General features: G+C 70.1%; 16 protein-coding genes and 1 other RNA gene. 5 read left to right on the top strand and 12 right to left on the bottom strand.

Features of this window, described 5'->3' with window-relative positions; translation table 11 throughout:
* Window positions 1-43 precede the first annotated feature (43 nt).
* The 8 genes from ACN26Z_RS06825 to pruA all read right to left on the bottom strand — a co-directional run bounded on the left by ACN26Z_RS06825 (window position 44) and on the right by pruA (window position 7,624).
* Window positions 44-991 carry a hypothetical protein gene (locus tag ACN26Z_RS06825; RefSeq protein WP_421460267.1) on the bottom strand — a complete coding sequence of 316 codons (948 nt, stop codon included), beginning with the start codon at window positions 989-991 and terminating at the stop codon, window positions 44-46.
* A 175-nt stretch (window positions 992-1,166) separates the two neighbouring features.
* Window positions 1,167-1,542, bottom strand: a transfer-messenger RNA (tmRNA) gene (ssrA, locus tag ACN26Z_RS06820).
* Window positions 1,543-1,648: 106 nt separating this feature from the next.
* Complete coding sequence (smpB, locus tag ACN26Z_RS06815) at window positions 1,649-2,128, bottom strand: SsrA-binding protein SmpB (RefSeq protein WP_093406601.1); 480 nt, start codon at window positions 2,126-2,128, stop codon at window positions 1,649-1,651.
* Window positions 2,129-2,259: 131 nt separating this feature from the next.
* The gene (ftsX, locus tag ACN26Z_RS06810; RefSeq protein WP_093406598.1) at window positions 2,260-3,135 is read right to left on the bottom strand and encodes a permease-like cell division protein FtsX; all 876 of its coding nucleotides are present in this window, start codon (window positions 3,133-3,135) and stop codon (window positions 2,260-2,262) included.
* 68 nt (window positions 3,136-3,203) lie between these two features.
* On the bottom strand, window positions 3,204-3,884 hold the full coding sequence (ftsE, locus tag ACN26Z_RS06805) for a cell division ATP-binding protein FtsE (protein WP_013731749.1): 681 nt from the start codon (window positions 3,882-3,884) through the stop codon (window positions 3,204-3,206).
* A gap of 118 nt (window positions 3,885-4,002) precedes the next feature.
* Entirely contained in the window at window positions 4,003-5,124 is a 1,122-nt protein-coding gene (prfB, locus tag ACN26Z_RS06800; RefSeq protein WP_093406593.1) for a peptide chain release factor 2, read from the bottom strand.
* A gap of 142 nt (window positions 5,125-5,266) precedes the next feature.
* The gene (locus ACN26Z_RS06795; RefSeq protein WP_093406591.1) at window positions 5,267-5,782 is read right to left on the bottom strand and encodes a PadR family transcriptional regulator; all 516 of its coding nucleotides are present in this window, start codon (window positions 5,780-5,782) and stop codon (window positions 5,267-5,269) included.
* 213 nt (window positions 5,783-5,995) lie between these two features.
* Window positions 5,996-7,624 (bottom strand): L-glutamate gamma-semialdehyde dehydrogenase, encoded by a 1,629-nt coding sequence (gene pruA, locus ACN26Z_RS06790; protein ID WP_421460266.1) that lies wholly within the window; start codon window positions 7,622-7,624, stop codon window positions 5,996-5,998.
* A 283-nt stretch (window positions 7,625-7,907) separates the two neighbouring features.
* Here pruA and ACN26Z_RS06785 point away from each other — a divergent pair, with 283 nt between their 5' ends.
* The gene (locus ACN26Z_RS06785; RefSeq protein WP_421460265.1) at window positions 7,908-8,945 is read left to right on the top strand and encodes a hypothetical protein; all 1,038 of its coding nucleotides are present in this window, start codon (window positions 7,908-7,910) and stop codon (window positions 8,943-8,945) included.
* Window positions 8,946-8,971: 26 nt separating this feature from the next.
* On the opposite strand, the gene ACN26Z_RS06780 is transcribed toward ACN26Z_RS06785, so the two are convergent.
* The gene (locus ACN26Z_RS06780) at window positions 8,972-9,490 is read right to left on the bottom strand and encodes a DUF6912 family protein (protein WP_396886213.1); all 519 of its coding nucleotides are present in this window, start codon (window positions 9,488-9,490) and stop codon (window positions 8,972-8,974) included.
* Window positions 9,491-9,702: 212 nt separating this feature from the next.
* On the opposite strand from ACN26Z_RS06780, the gene ACN26Z_RS06775 reads away from it, so the two are divergent.
* Window positions 9,703-9,936, top strand: coding sequence for a helix-turn-helix domain-containing protein (locus ACN26Z_RS06775; protein ID WP_210941021.1), 234 nt, complete (start codon window positions 9,703-9,705; stop codon window positions 9,934-9,936).
* A 103-nt stretch (window positions 9,937-10,039) separates the two neighbouring features.
* Window positions 10,040-10,720 (top strand): Rv3235 family protein, encoded by a 681-nt coding sequence (locus ACN26Z_RS06770; RefSeq protein ID WP_421460264.1) that lies wholly within the window; start codon window positions 10,040-10,042, stop codon window positions 10,718-10,720.
* A 139-nt stretch (window positions 10,721-10,859) separates the two neighbouring features.
* Here the strand turns inward: ACN26Z_RS06770 and secA are convergent, their stop codons facing one another.
* Window positions 10,860-13,787, bottom strand: a complete 2,928-nt coding sequence (gene secA, locus ACN26Z_RS06765) for a preprotein translocase subunit SecA (RefSeq protein ID WP_421460263.1) — start codon at window positions 13,785-13,787, stop codon at window positions 10,860-10,862.
* Between the two features lie 169 nt (window positions 13,788-13,956).
* Between secA and ACN26Z_RS06760 the strand changes: the two genes are divergently transcribed.
* Window positions 13,957-15,099, top strand: coding sequence for a GNAT family N-acetyltransferase (locus ACN26Z_RS06760; RefSeq protein WP_421460262.1), 1,143 nt, complete (start codon window positions 13,957-13,959; stop codon window positions 15,097-15,099).
* Entirely contained in the window at window positions 15,099-16,226 is a 1,128-nt protein-coding gene (locus ACN26Z_RS06755; RefSeq protein ID WP_421460260.1) for a GNAT family N-acetyltransferase, read from the top strand. Before ACN26Z_RS06760 ends, ACN26Z_RS06755 begins: the two co-directional genes overlap by 1 nt.
* A 73-nt stretch (window positions 16,227-16,299) precedes the next feature.
* On the opposite strand, the gene hpf is transcribed toward ACN26Z_RS06755, so the two are convergent.
* Window positions 16,300-16,950: a ribosome hibernation-promoting factor, HPF/YfiA family gene (gene hpf, locus ACN26Z_RS06750; protein WP_093406573.1), complete on the bottom strand. Its 651-nt coding sequence runs from the start codon at window positions 16,948-16,950 to the stop codon at window positions 16,300-16,302.
* Window positions 16,951-17,198: 248 nt separating this feature from the next.
* Complete coding sequence (locus ACN26Z_RS06745) at window positions 17,199-17,861, bottom strand: ComF family protein (RefSeq protein WP_093406698.1); 663 nt, start codon at window positions 17,859-17,861, stop codon at window positions 17,199-17,201.
* Window positions 17,862-17,894 lie beyond the last annotated feature (33 nt).

The raw sequence follows: 17,894 nt of genomic DNA, 5'->3' as shown, positions 1-17,894 counted from the left end.
AGGCCGACGCCGTCCCGGGACCGGACGGCGTCGGCCGGCACGGTCAGCCAGCGGCGAAGCGCAGCGGCGTCGCGTTGACCACGTCGAGGACCGGACGGGCACCCAGTGGCGCTCGCAGTGTCACCGCGACCGGTTCCAGCCTGAGCATGTCGTCGCAGACGCCGGTGCTCCGCACCACCGTGCCGCCGACCACGACCACGTGGTCGTGTTCCTGTACCAGCGGGGTGATCCCGGTGTCGCAGCTACCGACACCGAGCCGGAAGTTCAGCGTCGTACCGTCGACCGATTCGATGTCCTGCGCGCTGACCAGGTCCTGCGGCGCGGGCGCGGACGGCGCGACCGGCTCGGGCAGTGCGCCGACGGCCTCGGGTGCGACCGCGACCCGGGCCACCACGGCGTCGATCTCCTCGATGGTGAACAGCCACGCTGGCACCTGCGCCTCACCCCGGCTGGTGTGCACCGGCGCGGAACCCAGTTCGACGTTGGTGACGGTGAGTGGGATGCAGGCGGCCTGTGGCTCGCTGCTCACCGGGGCGTCCGGCCCGTCCGGCGGGTTGGCCGGAGGCGGCGTACCCGGGTCCTTCGGCCGCCCGGCGCAGGGCGGCGGGTCGCCCTGGTCGAGCTGCCGGTACGCCTCGGCCGCGGTGATCAGTGGTACCCGCAGTTCGTCATCGGGGAAGCGGATGCTGCCGTCGTCTGGCCGCCGAGGTGGCAACGGCACCTGCTCCCGGTACCAGCCGGCATTGAAGGCGAGCTTGGTCTCGTCGGTGAACTCGGGGTCGCCGACGAGCACCGTGGGCTCCTGAAGCGGCACGTAGCCGGTGCTCCACGCCGCGCCCGGGCGCCATGCCTGCGCGACCGCCGTGGCGCGCTGCTCGAACACCTCGTGATGGTCGGTCGGTAGACCCGGGCCGGTCGGCTCGGTGCCCGCCTCGGCACAACCGGCCATCATCAGCAGTGGCAGACCCAACAGGGCGAGAACGCGACGCATACCGATTTGACGGCGTTGTCCCCCGGCTGGTTCCCGTGCCCCGCGATGCCGGCGGTCAACCTCGCCGGCCTCCGCGTCGCCCGGCGGGCCGTCCCGGGCACCGCCGACGCCGACCGACCGGGGTCGGGCACAACGACTGCGCGCCCCGGTCGAGTGACCGGGGCGCGCAGTCAGGTGGTGGAGGTGCCGGGAATCGAACCCGGGTCCTTCGCCGCCTTGTCAGGGCTTCTCCGAGCGCAGCTCGCTGTGCCTCTACTCGGCCCCTCCGATCACGCGAGCGAGTCGGTGTGACGGGCCCAGTCGCTGATTGATCTCGCCGCACGGACCCCGCGACCGGGTCCGGTTGGCCAGCCTTCTAGCTGATGCCGGCTAACTGGGTCGAAGGCGCTCCCAGGCCGACAGACTTGCTACTCGCCTCAGGCGGCGAGAGCGAAGTCAGCGCGATTGTTCTTGGCGCTTATTGGTTTCCGACGAACGATTCTCGAGACGACGTCGGCTTCCTCGGCTCGCTTCCCCTGCCGCAACGTACGAAGTCGAAACCAGTCACCCCCTCGGCAGGCCACCGATCTCCGGCGGCTCTGACAAGACTAACGCCTGCCGCAATCGGATTCATCCCGAGCCCGGAGCGGCGCGCCGGATGGGACAATCTGGGATAAATCAGTCGTTCATCCCCTTACCTCGCCGACCCACCGCCCGTTGAATCTCCCGGTCGGCGTCCCGCTTGGCGAGGTCCTGACGCTTGTCGTACGCCTTCTTACCCTTGGCGAGGCCGATCTCCACCTTGGCCCAGCCGTCGGAGAAGTAGACCTGGAGCGGCACCAGGGTCAGCCCGCTCTCCCGGAGCTTGCCGATCAGCCGGTCGATCTCCAGCCGCTTGAGCAGCAGTTTCCGGGTACGCCGGGGCTCATGGTTGGTCCAGGTGCCCTGCACGTACTCGGGGATGTGCATGCTGTGCAGGTAGAGTTCGCCGTCCCGTTCCTGAGCGAACGCGTCGACGAGTGAGGCCCGCCCGGCCCGCAGCGACTTCACTTCGGTGCCGGTCAGCGCCATGCCCGCCTCGTACGTGTCGAGGATGGCGTAGTCGTGACGCGCCTTCTTGTTGGAGGCGACGACCTTGCGCCCCTTTTCCCGTGGCATCGCCGCGCCACCTCCTTTCCTTGCCGCTCGTGGCCGACCTGGCCGGCCGCCGAGCGGAGATCATGCTACCCGAACGACAAGGGCCCTTCCGCGCCGTTTATTCCGGCGTGGAAGGGCCCCTGCCCGACGAGCTAGACCCGCAGGTAGAAGCGGAGCGTGACCCAGGCGGTGACCGCGCTGATCAGACCGCCGACGCCGGCCATCACCGGGAAGGTCAGGAACACCTCGCCCCAACTGACCGGCGCGAAGAGACCCTGTAGGGCGCTGAGCGCACCGTCGAAGAGGAATATCTTGAGCGCGATCAGCGCGCCGAGGCCCAGGATCGAGCCGATCAGGCCGGCGACCACCGCCTCCAGCACGAACGGCGCCTGGATGAACCAGTTCGACGCGCCGACCAGCTTCATGACCGCGACCTCACGCCGCTTGCTGTACGCGGCGACCTGGATGGTGTTGGCGACCAGCAGCAGCGCGGCGATCGCCATCGCGACCGCGGCGACCAGCGCGATGTTCTGCCCGGCGGTGAAGAGGTTGAAGATCTTGTCGAGCACCTGACTCTGGTCGACGACCTGGTCGACCCCCTCGACCGAGGTGTACTGGTCGGAGATGGTCTTGTACTCCTCCGGGTTCACCAGCTTGAGCCGGTACGACTCCGGCAGCTGGTCCGCCTTGACCGCGCTGAGCAGGTCCGGCGAGTCCCGGAACATCTCCTGGAAGCGCTGGAAGGCCTCGTCCTTGTTGACGTACGTGACCTGCGAGACCAGCGGATCGGACTCCAACTGCGTGGCGAGCGCGCTGCGCTGCTCGTCCGTCACCTCGGCGTCCAGGAAGATCGAGACCTCGATGTTCTCGAAGTACAGCTGCTTCATGTCGGCGACCTTGGTGTAGATCAGGCCGCTGGCACCGAGCATGGTCAGCGAGACCGCCATCGTGATGATCATCGCGATGGTCATGGTCACGTTGCGCCACAGTCCGACCAGTACCTCGGACATGACGTATTTCATCCGCATCGGGATTTCCTCCGGCTCTCCGGCGTGAGGTGTTCGTCGTCAGATCGGGGTGCGATGGGTAGGTACCGTCACCCGTAGACGCCGCGGGCCTGGTCGCGAACGATACGGCCGCTCTCGATCTCGATGACGCGGCGGCGCATCTGGTTCACGATGTTGGAGTCGTGCGTGACCATCACGACGGTGGTGCCGGTGCGGTTGATCCGGTCCAGCAGGCGCATGATCTCGATGGAGGTGTCCGGGTCCAGGTTTCCGGTCGGCTCGTCCGCCAGCAGGATCAGCGGACGGTTCACGAACGCCCGGGCCACCGCGACGCGCTGCTGCTCACCACCGGAGAGCTCGTGCGGGTAGCGGTGCTCCTTGCCACCGAGGCCGACCAGTTCCAGCACCTCCGGCACGACCCGGCGGGCCACCGCCTTGGTCTTGCCGATCACCTCCAGCGCGAAGGCCACGTTCTCGTACGCGGTGCGGTTGGGCAGCAGCCGGAAGTCCTGGAAGACACAGCCGATCGAGCGGCGGAAGTGCGGGCGCTTCCAGGACCGCATCGACGTGACGTCCTTGCCGTTGACGACGACGCGTCCCTTGTTGGGGGTCACCTCGTGCAGCAGCATCTTGATGATCGTGGACTTGCCGGAGCCGGATGGGCCGATGAAGAAGACGAACTCGCCCTTGTCGATCGACACGGACACGTTGTCGAGCGAAGGCCGCGACGCCTTCGGGTACGTCTTCGTCACTTGCTCAAGCTGAATCACGGGTGGTGAGTCTACGCCGTGTAACTGTCGTGCCAAGTCCCACGCCCCGCCGTTGCGCGGCAAGTCATCAAATCAGCACGTCAGGTGGAGATCGACGGCGCACTCCGCCCACGATCGATCACGCACGGTCGCCGGCCAGTTGCTGCTGCTTGCGCCACCGGATGCCCGCCTCGATGAAGGAGTCCAGGTCACCGTCGAAGACGGACGACGGGTTGCCGGTCTCCTGCTCGGTCCGCAGATCCTTCACCATCTGATAGGGGTGCAGCACGTACGAACGCATCTGGTCGCCCCAGGACCCGGCGGCGTCCGTCTTGAGCCCCTGAAGCTTGGCCTGCTCCTCCTGGCGCTTGCGCTCCAGCAGCCGGGCCTGGAGCACCCGCAGAGCGGAGGCCTTGTTCTGCAACTGCGACTTCTCGTTCTGGCAGGTCACCACGATGCCGGTCGGAATGTGGGTGATCCGCACCGCCGAGTCGGTGGTGTTGACGCTCTGCCCGCCCGGGCCCGAGGAGCGGTAGACGTCGACCCGCATCTCGTTCTCGGGGATGTCGATGTGGTCGGTCTGCTCCACCACCGGCAGCACCTCGACCCCGGCGAAGCTGGTCTGCCGCCGCCCCTGGTTGTCGAACGGGCTGATCCGCACCAGCCGGTGGGTGCCGGATTCCACGCTGAGCGTGCCGTACGCGTACGGGACCTTGACCGTGAAGGTGGCCGACTTCAGACCGGCCTCCTCGGCGTACGAGGTCTCGTATACCTCGGTCGGGTAGCCGTGCCGCTCCGCCCAGCGCAGGTACATCCGCAGCAGCATCTCGGCGAAGTCGGCCGCGTCCACGCCGCCGGCACCGGCCCGGATGGCCACCAGCGCCTCCCGGGAGTCGTACTCGCCGGACAGGAGCGTGCGGACCTCCATCTCCTGGATGGCCTTGGTCAGCCCGGCGATCTCGGTCTCGACCTCGGTGAGCACCCCCGAGTCGGACTCCGCCTCGGCCAGTTCCAGCAGCACATGCGCGTCGTCCAGCCGCGAGCGCAGGCTGCCGAGCTTGTCGATCTCGCCGTTGACGTACGACAGCTGCGAGGTCACCTGTTGGGCGCGGGCCTGGTCGTCCCAGAGATCCGGGGCGGACGCCTCCTGCTCCAGGCGGGCCTTGTCCGCGCGGAGACGGTCGAGGTCGAGCACCGCCTCGATGTTGCGCAGGGTGGCGTCGAGTTCCTTGAGCTGTTCGGCGAAGTCGGCAGCGGTCACGACAGACAAGGGTACTGCTCGGACGAGGAGTGAGCTTGCGAGCCCCGCAGTCCGATGCCAAACAAACCCAGCTCGGACGAGGAGTGAGCTTGCGAGCCCCGCACTCCGAGCCAAACAAACCCAGCTCGGGACCGGCCCAGGGTCAGCCGGTGGCGGCGCTCTTGAGCCAGGACAGGGCGGCCCGGTGGTACGCCACGGCGAACTCCAGCGCGCTCGCGTCGTACGTGTCGCCTTCCTTCTTGGCGTTCTTGACCTGCTCGCGGACCCGGGCCAACGCGTCGGTGTGGTACTCGTTGGCTGCTGCCTGGAGGTTCTTCAGCTGGCTCGGGGAGTGCAGGTTCCCGAAGGCGATGCGCAGGGCGATCGGGTTGCGGATGGTGTCCCGCCCCGGATCCTCGGCCAACCAGCGGGAAAATGTCCGTTTCCCGGCTGCCGTGATCGCGTACGGCTGACTCATCCGCGGCCCGGGCTTACCCAATCGGACGAAACCTCGCTCGGCCAACACCGGCAACTCGCGGTAGACCTGGCTTCGGGTCATCGACCAGTACGGCGCCAGCCGGCGCTCGGCGGCGGCCATCAACTGGCCACCTGTCATGGGGCCCTCATGGAGCAGCCCGAGCAGGGCCGCCGCAGTGGGGTTCACTCCGGATTCCGCCATGCCCCTTACGCTGCCACTTTGTCGGGCCAGCGTCCAGGATTTCCCCTTTTCGCCACCGATTGGGGTTTCCTATGTGCACTGTCGGCGCGCGACGGTCCACCGAAGCCACCCACCTGCCGGAGCGCGAGGAAGGATCCCCTCCTGTCCGCCAGGCGTCAGAAGGGGCCCCCTCCTACCCACGAGGCGTCGGGAGGGGCCCCTTCCGTTACATCTTCAGCCCATGTGGGGGTAGGTGTGGTCGGTCGGGGGGACGAAGGTTTCCTTGATCGTCCGGGGGGACATCCAGCGGACCAGGTTGTGCCAGGAGCCGGCCTTGTCGTTGGTGCCGCTGGCCCGGGCGCCGCCGAACGGCTGCTGACCGACGACGGCACCGGTCGGCTTGTCGTTGATGTAGAAGTTGCCGGCCGCGTACCGCATCTTCTCGGCCACCGCGTCGACCACCCGCCGGTCGGTGGCGAAGATCGACCCGGTGAGTGCGTACGGAGCGATGGCCTCGGCCTGCGTGACCACCTCGTCGAAGCGGGCGTCGTCGAATACGTGCACGCCGAGGATCGGGCCGAAGTACTCGGTGGTGAACGTCTCGTGTGCGGGGTCGCCACACTCGAAGATGGTCGGGCGGACGAACCAGCCGACCGAGTCGTCGGCGGTGCCACCGGCGATGATCCGGCAACTGTCGTCGGAGGAGATCAGCTCCAGTGCGGCGGTGTGCCGGGCGTACGCCTTGTCGTCGATGACCGCGCCGCCGAAGTTGCGGAAGTCGGTGACGTCGCCGTAGGCCAGCCCGTCGGCGGTCGCGGCGAGCCGGTCACGCAGGCCCCCCTCCCAGAGCGAGCGCGGGACGTACGCGCGGGAGGCCGCCGAGCACTTCTGCCCCTGGTACTCGAAGGCACCCCGGATCAGCGCCGTGTGCAGCGCGTCGACGTCGGCGCTGGTGTGCGCGACCACGAAGTCCTTGCCGCCGGTCTCGCCGACCAGCCTGGGGTAGCCCCGGTAGCCGGCGATGTTCTCCCCGACCGTGCGCCAGAGGTGCTGGAAGACCTTGGTGGACCCGGTGAAGTGGATACCGGCCAGGTCGGGGTCGGCCAGCACCACGTCGGAGACCTCTTCGCCCCGGCCGGTCACCATGTTGATCACGCCGGGCGGTAGGCCGGCCGCCTCGAACAGGCGCATTGTGAAGTGTGCGGCGAACTGCTGGGTCGGGCCCGGCTTCCAGACCACCGTGTTGCCCAGCAGGGCCGGCGCCGAGGGCAGGTTTCCGGCGATGGCGGTGAAGTTGAACGGGGTGACCGCGTAGACGAAACCCTCAAGCGGCCGGTGGTCGAAGCGGTTCCACACGCCGGGCGACGACATCGGCTGCTCGGCCAGCAGCTTGCGGGCGAAGTGCACGTTGAAGCGCAGGAAGTCGATGAACTCGCAGGCCGAGTCGATCTCGGCCTGCACGGCGGTCTTCGACTGGCCGAGCATGGTGGCCGCGTTCAGGGTGTCCCGCCACGGTCCGGAGAGCAGTTCGGCGGCGCGAAGGAAGATCGCGGCACGCTCTTCGAAGGGCAGCGTGCGCCAGCCCGGCGCGGCGTCCTTGGCGGCCTTGACGGCCGCCCGCGCGTCGTCGTGGGTGGCGTGCCCGGTCATCCCGAGCACGTGCGCGTGCCGATGCGGCTGCACCACCTGGATCGGGTCACCGCCGGCCATCCGCTGCTCGCCCGCGATGGTCATCGGCAGGTCGATGCGCTCGGCGGCCAGTTCGGTGAGCCTGCGCTGAAGACGTTCACGATCGGTGCTGCCCGGCTCGTAGCTGCGCACCGGTTCGTTACGTGGCTCGGGTACGGAGAACACGGCGTCCATCAGGGCTCCTGGCGATCTCGACGGCGGTGGCGAAACCGGCCCCGGGGTGGCGGGACCTGCGCCAATCCTCCCACGCCCAGCATCGGTCGAGCACACCCCGGCCACTCCCCGACCATTGATCACGAGGCAGTTCACGTTCCCCGGGATGGATTCGTACCCGAACGAGATATCTGACCGAAGAAATGCAGGCCGTGCAGGCTTCGGGCGCACGCCTGTTCCGGCCGCGTACGCTGGGTTGCCGTGACGTTCCGGCCCGGTCGGGCCCGGCGGCGAGAGGGAGACCATGAGCAACGAGCCCGGTGGGCCGACCGCTGCGCAGCCCGACCAGTCCGACGCCGTCGACCCGGGCGCGGACGACCGGTCCAAGGCCACCGGCCCCGACGCGGACGACCAGTCCGGAGCTGCCGGCAACCATCTCGATGCCGGCCGCCCGGCACCCGCACCGGCGACGACGGCGCTGGCGCTGTTGGCGACCGGTTGGCTGGCCGCGATGCTCTGGTCGACCCGGGAGGCGATCAGTTCGGCGACCGCCGGGGTCACCGCGGTCAGTCTCTCCGCCTTCGCGCTGCCCGGCGTGATCTCGGCCGCGTTGGTGGCCGGCGCCGCCGTCGGGTTGGCAGCCGGGGAGCCGGTTGCCCGCCGGACCGAACGGGTGACGCTGCGCTTCGCGGTGGCGATCGGCGCCGGCCTGCTCATCGGGCTGCTCGCCGCGCTCGCGATCGATCTCAGCTACGCGGGTGACGTCACCACCCGCACGATCGCCGGCACCACGGCCGCCGCGGCCGTCATCGGCGGCGCGCTCGCCGGGGCCCGCAACGGTGCCGTAGTGGGTGCCGTGGCCGCCGCCGCGCTGGGCACCCTGATCTTCGTGGTGGCCTTCAGCGTGGCCCGGGATCCGCTGTTCAACCTCTTCGGCGCCGGCGACAGCCAACAGTCGCTGGTCAACGCGGCCAGCTGGGTCTCCCGGACCGAGTCCCTGCTGGCCGGGCTCATCGCCGGTGGACTGGCCTTCGGCTACCTCACCTGGGCCCGGCGACGAGCCGTACGCGACGGCGGTGCGGCGGAACCGCGCTGGCCGGCGTACCTGGTGGCGGGTGCGGGACCGGGTCTCCTGCTCCTGCTCAGCGAAGTGATCATCCGGATCGGTGGACGGTCGCTGATCGACCTGGCCGCCGCACTCAGCGAGGCGGACGCGGTCGCGCAGACCTCACTCGGCACCTCACGGGTGGACAACGCCATCTGGGTGCTGTTCGTCGGCGCGCTGACCGCCGTGGTCAGTTTCGGCCGTACGCTCGGCGCGCCGGCCGACGACGAGGCGTAGCCGGGGCCGGGTGCCCCGGACAGCGGTCAGCCTTCCGTGGCCGTGGCGCGCAGCAGCGACTCCAGTTCGCTGGGGTCGTACCACTCCAGTTCATGGTCCTCGGCACCGTCGACGGTGAACTGGGCGTCGGGGTCGCCGGCCAACGCCTCCAGCACCACCTGGACGGCGGCGGCGACGTCGGTGGCGGCGTCCACCCCGTCCACGTGCACGGCCGCGACGGCCGCGACCGGCACCGGGGCCCGCAGCTCGACCACGCTGGAGCCAAGTTCTCCGTCGCCCCGGCCGATCGCCGTCGCGGGCAGGTCCGCCGAGACGACCACCCGTCGACGGGGTGCGGCCGGGTCGTGCCGGATCAGTTGCAGGGCGTCCTGGGCGGCGCGGGTGAAGGCGACGTACTCCAACTCCTCCTCGTCGCCTTCCGCATACCACTCGCGTAGCGTCGGGGTCACCGCGTGCGCCTGCGTCGCGGCGAGGCCGTGCTCCGGCAGCCTGGCCAGCATCGGCACGGTCGCCGGCACGTAGACCCGGACAAGCTCGTCGGTCACCGTGGTCTCCCCCGCTCTGCTCCGCCCGGCGACGACACGCCGGGCCCGGCGTCCGGCCCTGCCCGTCCGCCCTGACCGTCATACACCCCGCATCGCCTTCGTGGAAGTTCCGTCGACCGGCCGGTGTGTCCCGCCGGGTCGCCGGGCGGATTGGTCGGGAGGCGGCTGCCGGTGGCAAACTGAGGCGAACGACGTCAACCCGGGGAGTTTCGGTGGAACCGAGGTTCCTGCTCCTGTCCGACGTGGCCACCGAGCTGAACGTGTCGGACTCGCAGGTCTACCACATGGTACGCAGCGGCGAGCTGCCCGCGATCAAGATCGGCGGCCGGGGGCAGTGGCGCGTGGAGCGGGCCCGCCTGGAGGAGTACATCCAGCGCAAGTACGCCGAGACCGCCGAGTGGGTACGCGGCAACCCGTTGGCGGAACGCGACCCCGACGAACGGTAGGACAAGGGCACGGCATTGACCGCCGGCTCTGCCATGCCCGACAATCAAAGCTGTCGAAGGCAAACGAAGGCAAACGCAAGCTTTCATGGCAGGGGGCAGCGCGATGACCGACCTCCGGCGACCCGGGCCGGCGCGCCCACCCGTGCGGCTGCGGCCGGCGCCCGCCTTCGAGCCGCCCTCCGTCGACGAGGACACCACCGGTTGGCCCCGACCGACCGACGGCCAACTGGCCCTCGACCTCTTCGCCGCCGCCCGGCACTGGCCCGGTGGCCGTGGCCCGGACCGGCCACCGCCGCCGTGGGCGGCCTCGCGCTCCGGCAGCCGGCCGGTCGCGCCGGGGGTGCCGTGGTCGGCTGAGCCCGCCCTGCCCACCGGATCCGGGCCGGCCGGGCCCGGCCACGCGTCGGTCCGGCACCTACCGGCCGGGGCCCTGACCACAGCCACCCCGGCGGCCACCCGGGTCGCCCACCGCTTCGTCGCCACCTGCCTGGAGGTGTTCAACGGCTTCCGGCCGCCGGTGCAGCTACGGCGTCAGCTTGACCCGGCTCGGGTCGCCGTGCTGCTGCCCGAGCTGGCCCGGGCCACCGCTCACGGGGCACCGGCCCGACGGCGTTCCGCGCGACCCGGGATACGGCTGCGTCGACTGCGCGTCTGCGAGCCCCGCTCCAGCGCCATCGAGGCCGCCGCCGTGCTCACCGCTGCCGGTGGTCGCAGTTGGGCGATGGCGCTGCGCCTGGAGCAGCGGCGCGGCAACTGGCTCTGCACCGACCTGCGGGTTCTCTGAATGACCCGCCCCACGACCTGACCGTCGCGGACGGGAGGCCGGACGAGAACGCGCCCGATTCCCGAGCGAGTGGCCGTGTCCGCGGTGCGAGGCCACTCGATCAAGGATCGGGCGCGATCTTTCGGAGTCGGGTGGATTCCTAGCCGGCCGAGGTGCCACCGGGCGCGCCGTGGCAGCGCTTGTACTTACGACCCGAGCCGCAGGGGCACGGCGCGTTGCGGGACGGTCCGTTGCTGGCGGTCGCCTGCCCCGGTGCGGGCTGGCGGGAGTTGCCGACCGGTACCGCCGGACCGCGCAGACCACCGGCAGGACGCTGCGGCGCGGTCGGTGCCGTGCGCCCCGGTGCCGCCGGGGCGGCCTGGTCCGGACGGCCGATGCCGAGCGCGGGAGCCCGCTGCTCCTCACGCTGCACGGCGACGCCACCGGCACCGGCCTCACCGTCGATGGTGGGCGCGGAGTACTGAAGCCCCTGCTGCTGCGGCGCACGACCCAGGCCCTTGGCCCGGATCTCCACCGGCTTCTCCAGCAGCTGGACCTCCTCGGCCTCCGGCTCCGGCTCGTTGACCTGCACCTCAAGGTTGTAGAGGAAACCGACGGTCTCCTCCTTGATGCCGTCCATCATGGTGGCGAACATGTCGAAGCCCTCGCGCTGGTACTCCACCACGGGGTCGCGCTGGGCGTACGCCCGCAGCGAGATGCCCTCCTGGAGGTAGTCCATCTCGTAGAGGTGCTCACGCCACTTGCGGTCGATGACCTGGAGCAGCACCATCCGTTCCAGCTGCCGGGTGCCCTCGGCGCCGAGTTGCTCCTCACGCCTGTCGTACGCGGCGTTCGCGTCATCCTTGAGCCGGGCGAGCAGGAAGTCGGCGTCGATGCTGGCCCGGGACCCGCCAGCCTCTTCCTCCAACTCCTCGATGGTGATGCCCACCGGGTAGAGCTGCTTGAGGCTGGACCACAACTGCTCGAGATCCCAGTCCTCGGCGTAGCTGTCCGAGGTGGCCCCCCGGACATACGCCTCGATGGTGTCGTTGATCATGTTGCGTACCTGGTCGGAGAGATCCTCGCCGTTGAGTACGCGCAGCCGCTCGGCGTAGATCACCTGGCGCTGCTTGTTCATGACCTCGTCGTACTTGAGGACGTTCTTGCGGATCTCGGCGTTCTGCCCCTCGATCTGAGCCTGGGCGCTCTTGATCTGGCGGGTGACCATCTTCGACTCGATGGGCACGTCCTCCGGGATGTTGAAGCGGTCCATGACCGCCTCCACCGCACCGGAGCGGAACCGCTTCATCAGCTCGTCCTGCAGGGACAGGTAGAACCGCGACTCGCCCGGGTCGCCCTGCCGGCCGGACCGGCCACGCAGCTGGTTGTCGATCCGCCGGGACTCGTGCCGCTCGGTGCCGAGCACGTAGAGCCCACCGGCGGAGGCGACCTCCTCGGCCTCCGCGTCGCAGGCCTGCTTCCACTTCGGCAGGACCTCTTCGAGGGCCTTGTCGTACTCCTCGGCGTTCTCCAGTGGGTCCAGCCCGCGCTGGCGTAGCTCGTTGGCCGCGAGGAACTCGGGGTTGCCGCCGAGCAGGATGTCGGTGCCCCGGCCGGCCATGTTGGTGGCCACCGTGACCGCGCCCTTGCGACCGGCCTGGGCGACGATCTCCGCCTCCCGGGCGTGGAACTTCGCGTTCAGCACCGAGTGCGGGATGCCCCGGCGGCGCAGCAGCTGGGACAGGATCTCGGAATTCTCCACCGAGACCGTGCCGACCAGCACCGGCTGACCTGCCTGGTGCCGCTCGGCGATGTCCTCGATCACCGCGTTGAACTTGGCCTGCTCGGTCTTGTAGATGACGTCGGCCCGGTCCTCGCGGATCATCGGCCGGTGGGTCGGGATGGTCACCACGCCGACCTTGTAGACCTTGTTGAACTCGCCCGCCTCGGTCTGGGCGGTACCGGTCATGCCGGCGAGCTTGTCGTAGAGGCGGAAGTAGTTCTGCAGGGTGATGGTGGCCAGGGTCTGGTTCTCCTGCTTGATCTCCACCCCCTCCTTGGCCTCGATCGCCTGGTGCATGCCCTCGTTGTAGCGGCGACCGTGCAGGATGCGGCCGGTGAACTCGTCGACGATCAGGACCTCGCCGTCGCTGACGATGTAGTCCTTGTCGCGCTTGTACAGCTCCTTGGCCTTGATCGCGTTGTTCAGGTAGCCGACCAGCGGAGTGTTCACCGATTCGTAGAGGTTGTCGATGCCGAGCCGGTCCTCGACCTTCGCCACACCCCGCTCGGTGACCGCGATGGTGCGCTTGGCGTAGTCGACCTCGTAGTCGCCCTCGCCGTCCTTGCCCGACTGGAGACGCGCCACCACGGCGGCGAACTCGCCGTACCAGCGGGCGGAGTGCTCGGCCGGACCGGAGATGATCAACGGGGTCCGGGCCTCGTCGATCAGGATGGAGTCGACCTCGTCGACCACGGCGAAGTTGTGGCCGCGCTGGACCAGCTCGTCCTTCGACCAGGCCATGTTGTCGCGCAGGTAGTCGAAACCGAACTCGTTGTTCGTGCCGTAGGTGATGTCGCACTCGTACGCCGCGCGGTGCTCGGTCGCCGGCCGGTTGGGCAGCACCACACCGACGGTCAGACCGAGGAACTCGTGCACCCGCCCCATCCAGGCGGCGTCCCGCTGGGCCAGGTAGTCGTTGACCGTGACCACGTGCACGCCCTTGCCGGAGAGCGCGTTGAGATAGACCGGCATCACCGAGGTCAGGGTCTTGCCCTCACCGGTCTTCATCTCGGCGATGTTGCCGAAGTGCAACGCCGCGCCGCCCATCACCTGCACGTCGTACGGCCGCTGGCCGAGCACCCGGGCCGCCGCCTCCCGGCAGACCGCGAACGCCTCGGGCAGCAGGTCGTCCAGGGTCTCGCCGTCGGCGAGACGTTCCCTGAACTGCTCGGTCATGTCGCGCAGCTCATCATCGGTGAGGTTGACGTAGTCGTCCTCGATCGAGTTGACGGCGGCGGCGATCGCCTTGAGGCGGCGCACCATGCGCCCCTCGCCCGCACGGAGGACCTTTTCCAGAATCGACACGGATCAACGCTCCCCTAGACAGTCTCGAACCATCGTAGGCGTTCCATCGGGCCGATGGTCACTGGTGGCGGTGGTCGGCCGCCGCGAAACCGACATAACACTCCCCGCTCCCGTCCGCGTCCCGGTTATCCGGTTACGCCGTGCGCGAACGATCCGGCACGATGGCCCGGTGGAGCCCGTGGAGATCACCGAGGACGGCCTGCTGCTGCGGCCATGGCAGGCGACCGACGCCGACGCCGTCTACCGTGCCTGCCAGGATCCGGACATCCAGCGCTGGACCACCGTACCTCGCCCATACCGGCACGAACACGCGCAGAGCTTCGTCGCGGACCGGGCCCGCCAGTGGGAACTCGGCACCGGCGCGGCCTTCGCGGTCTGCGACGCCGCCAGCGGCGAGGTGCTCGGTGCCTGCGGGCTCAACACCATCGACCGCAACCACGAACTCAGCGAGATCGGGTACTGGACCGCGCCGTGGGCGCGGGGCCAGCGGGTCGCCGTCCGCGCCGTCCGGGCCGTCGCCCGGTGGTCCTTCGACGAGCTGAAACTGCGCCGACTGCTCTGGGGAGCCGAGGTGGGCAACCACGCCTCCCGGCTGGTCGCCCTGCGGTCCGGCATCCGGATCGAGGGACGGCTACGGGCCGCCGACCCGGCCGGCGGCACCCACGAGTGGTTCGGCACGTTGCTGCCCGGTGACGTACCGGCACCCGGCGAGGTCGGCCCGGCCGGTCCGGGCACCCTGGACGCCCGACGCGCGGCCGTCTTCGGCCGGCCCCAACCGACCCTGTTCGCCACCACCGGCACACACGAGCTGAGCCTGCGTCCCATGGACGAGCGCGACCTCGACGCGATCGTCACCACCTGCCAGGACCCGGATACGCTGCGCTGGACGACCGTGCCGGAGGGTTACACGCGGACGGACGCCGAGGATTTCCTACGGTTCGTGCGAGCCACCTGGGCCGCCGGCACCAGCGTCAACTTCGTCTTCACCGATGCTGCGGACCGGTACGCCGGCTCCATCGACCTGCGGCTGTCGGCCACCGACCCGCTGCTGGCCGACGTCGGCTTCATGACCGCGCCGCACGCCCGCGGACGGGGGTACCAGCCGGCTGCGTTGGCGGCCCTGTGCACCTGGGGCTTCACCACCCTGGGGCTGGCCCGGATCGAATGGCGGGCCAACGTAGGCAACGTCGCCTCCCGGCGAGCCGCCGAGAAAGCCGGTTTCGCGATGGAGGGCACCGCGCGCGGAGCCCTCCACCACCGTGGCACCCGGGTCGACGCCTGGGTCGGTGCACTCCTCGCCGAGGACCTGTGATGACCGCGCCGCACCGCAGCACGCAGCGGATCGAGGCGTACGGGGTGCGGCTTCGGCCGTTCCGCCTCGACGACGTCGAGGACGTCGCGGCCGGTTGCGCCGACCCGCTCACCCAGCACTTCCTCGACGGCCTGCCCGATCCGTACACCGAGGCCGATGCGCGCCTGTGGATCACGCAGGACGCGCCCGCTGCCTTCGCCGGTGGCGGCGCCGCTTACGCCGTCGCCGACCCGACGACCGACCGGCTGCTCGGCACCGTGGGTCTGAGCCATGTGGTGCCGCAGCGGGGCCAGGCCGAGATCGGCTACTGGGTGGCACCGTGGGCGCGCGGCCGAGGGGTGGCCACCGCCGCCACCCGCGCCCTCTCCGAGCACGCGTTCGCCACCGGCACCGCACGGTTGGAGTTGCTCACCCGGGTGGAGAACACGGCCAGCCAACGGGTCGCGCTGGCCGCCGGCTTCCGTCCCGAGGGGGTACGCCGAGCCGCGTTGGCAGTTCGAGGCGGCGGCCGGCGGGACCGGATGGTGTGGGTACGGCTCGCCGACGACCCGCCCGGACCGGCGGAGCGCCCGCTGCCGGACCTGCCCGACGGTCGACTCACCGACGGGCTGGTCGTGCTGCGTCGGCTCGGGCCGGACGACAACGAGCAGATGTACCGCCTGCACAGCGACCCGGAGGTGGTGGCCAGTCGGGTGCCCCCGGAGGCGCCGACCCGGGATGAGATCGAGCGACGCTGCCACGGTGCGGAGAGCCAGTGGCTGGTCGGCAGCGCCGCGGCGATGACCATCCTCGACGCCGCCTCCGGGGAGTTCGCCGGCAGCTGCATGCTCCTGCCCGACCAGCCCGCCAGCGGCCAGGCGATGCTCGGTTACAGCCTGCTGCCGGGATGGCGCGGACGCGGCTACGCCACCCGCGCGGTACGGCTACTCGCCCGGTGGGGGTTCGACCACGTCGGCCTGTCCCGGCTGTGGGCCGGCACTCTGCCGGAGAACGCCGCCTCCCAGCGGGTGCTGCAGAAGGCCGGATTCCGGCGAGAGGGGCTGTTGCGCGGTCGGCTACCCGGCGCGGCGGGTAGCCGGGCCGACTCGACGGTCTACGGCCTGCTGACGACGGATCCGTTGGGCTGATCCGGAGACCCGACGGCCCAGGTCCGCGACGGCGCCCGGGTCGGGTGGGTTCCGACCCGGGCCGCCGTCACGGTCAGATGTCCAGCGAGATGATGCCGTAGTCGTAGGCGTGCCGCCGGTAGACCACGCTCGGGCGGCCGGATTCCTTGTCCTGGAAGAGATAGAAGTCGTGGCCCACCAGTTCCATCTGGAACAGGGCGTCGTCGATGGTCATCGGCTCGGCGGGGTGCACCTTCTCCCGGGCGATGTGCCACGGCTGGTCGTCGGCGTACTCCTCCTCGGGCCGCTCGGCCAGCGCGGTGGCGGTGCTGGTCTCCGCGGCGGCGCTGCTGGTCTCCGCGGGGGCGGACAGCGCGGGAAGGTCGGTCACCGGCAGGCCGGCGGTCGCGGCCGCGACCGACAGCGGCGCGTGCCGGCCCCGGTGTACCCGACGCCGGTCGGCTGCGCGACGCAGCCGGGAGTCGAGCTTGGCGATCGCCGAGTCCAGAGCGCTGTAGAAGTCGCTGGTGCAGGCCTCGGCCCGAATCACCGGGCCACGTGAATAGCAGGTGATCTCCACCCGCTGGCAGTGATCGGCCTGGCGCGGATTGCGCTCGTGGAACAGTTCGACATCGACACGAATGAGCTTGTGGTCGTAGCGTTCGATCTTCGCAAGCTTGTCTGCTACGTGCACCCGGTAATGGTCCGGCACTTCGACGTTACGGCCCTTGACCACGATGTCCACGTGACCTCCCTCGTTCGGACGGTCTTCGATCCGGAACTCCGGTCGCGCCCGGGGGACGGCCCCATTCGGCGTCGACCGGTCAATACGGCTACGCCTCCTCTCACCGCCGGGAGCGGGTGGGATGGCCTTCCTACCCCCGACAGCCAAACGCTAACTCCTGTTAGCCCGACAGTCACCCCCGGTCGCCAAGACCGCCCGGAGAATTTCCACACCTCATACACGAAGGGGTGAAACGGAAACACGATCGGTCACTGTTGGTGCCTTTTCCGTGTCGCGGCCAGCACCGCCGCCCCGTACGGCGACAACCCGCGCACGGTCAGTACCCGGCTGACCGCCGCGAGGGTCGCCCCGGTGGTGACGATGTCGTCCAGCAGGACCACCCTCGCCCCCGCGATGGCCGGATCGCGGCTCGAACGGGCCCGGAAGGCAGCCGTGGCCGCCGCCGCCCGCCCGGCGCTGTCCAGCGTCACCGAGTCCGGTCGAGGTGCGGCACGTACCGCGTTGTGCACCCGGACCGGCCAGCCTGCCGCCCGCAGCCGGCGGGCGCAGTGCCGGGTCAACCGGCTCAGGTGATCGCCGTAGCGGGCCCGGGCCGCCGCCGGGGTGTCCGGCACCGGCACCAGCAGCACCGGCCCCACCGAACCGACCGCCGCAGCGACGACCTCGGCGAGCAGCGCACCGAGTGGCCGGGCAAGACCGTGCCGGCCGTGTTCCTTGTACGCCAGCAGCGTCTCCCGCAGCGGCCCGCCGTACGCACCCAGGGCGTGACAGGGCGGCAGACCCGGCGGGGCCGGGACAGGTCGCACCGGCCCCGGGCGCAGCGCCCGCAGGACGGTGACGCAGTCGGGGCAGACCCCGTGCCGCAGGCCGGGACGGCGTTCCCGACAGCCGGCGCACTCGGTGGGCAGCACCAGGTCGGCCAGGTCCGCCCAGAGCCCGCCCGT

The sequence above is a fragment of the Verrucosispora sp. WMMD703 genome, assembly GCF_049178935.1.
Classification (GTDB): domain Bacteria; phylum Actinomycetota; class Actinomycetes; order Mycobacteriales; family Micromonosporaceae; genus Micromonospora; species Micromonospora sediminimaris.
The sequence above is the reverse complement of the archived record's forward strand: the minus strand, read 5'-3'. Positions and strand labels throughout refer to the sequence as shown.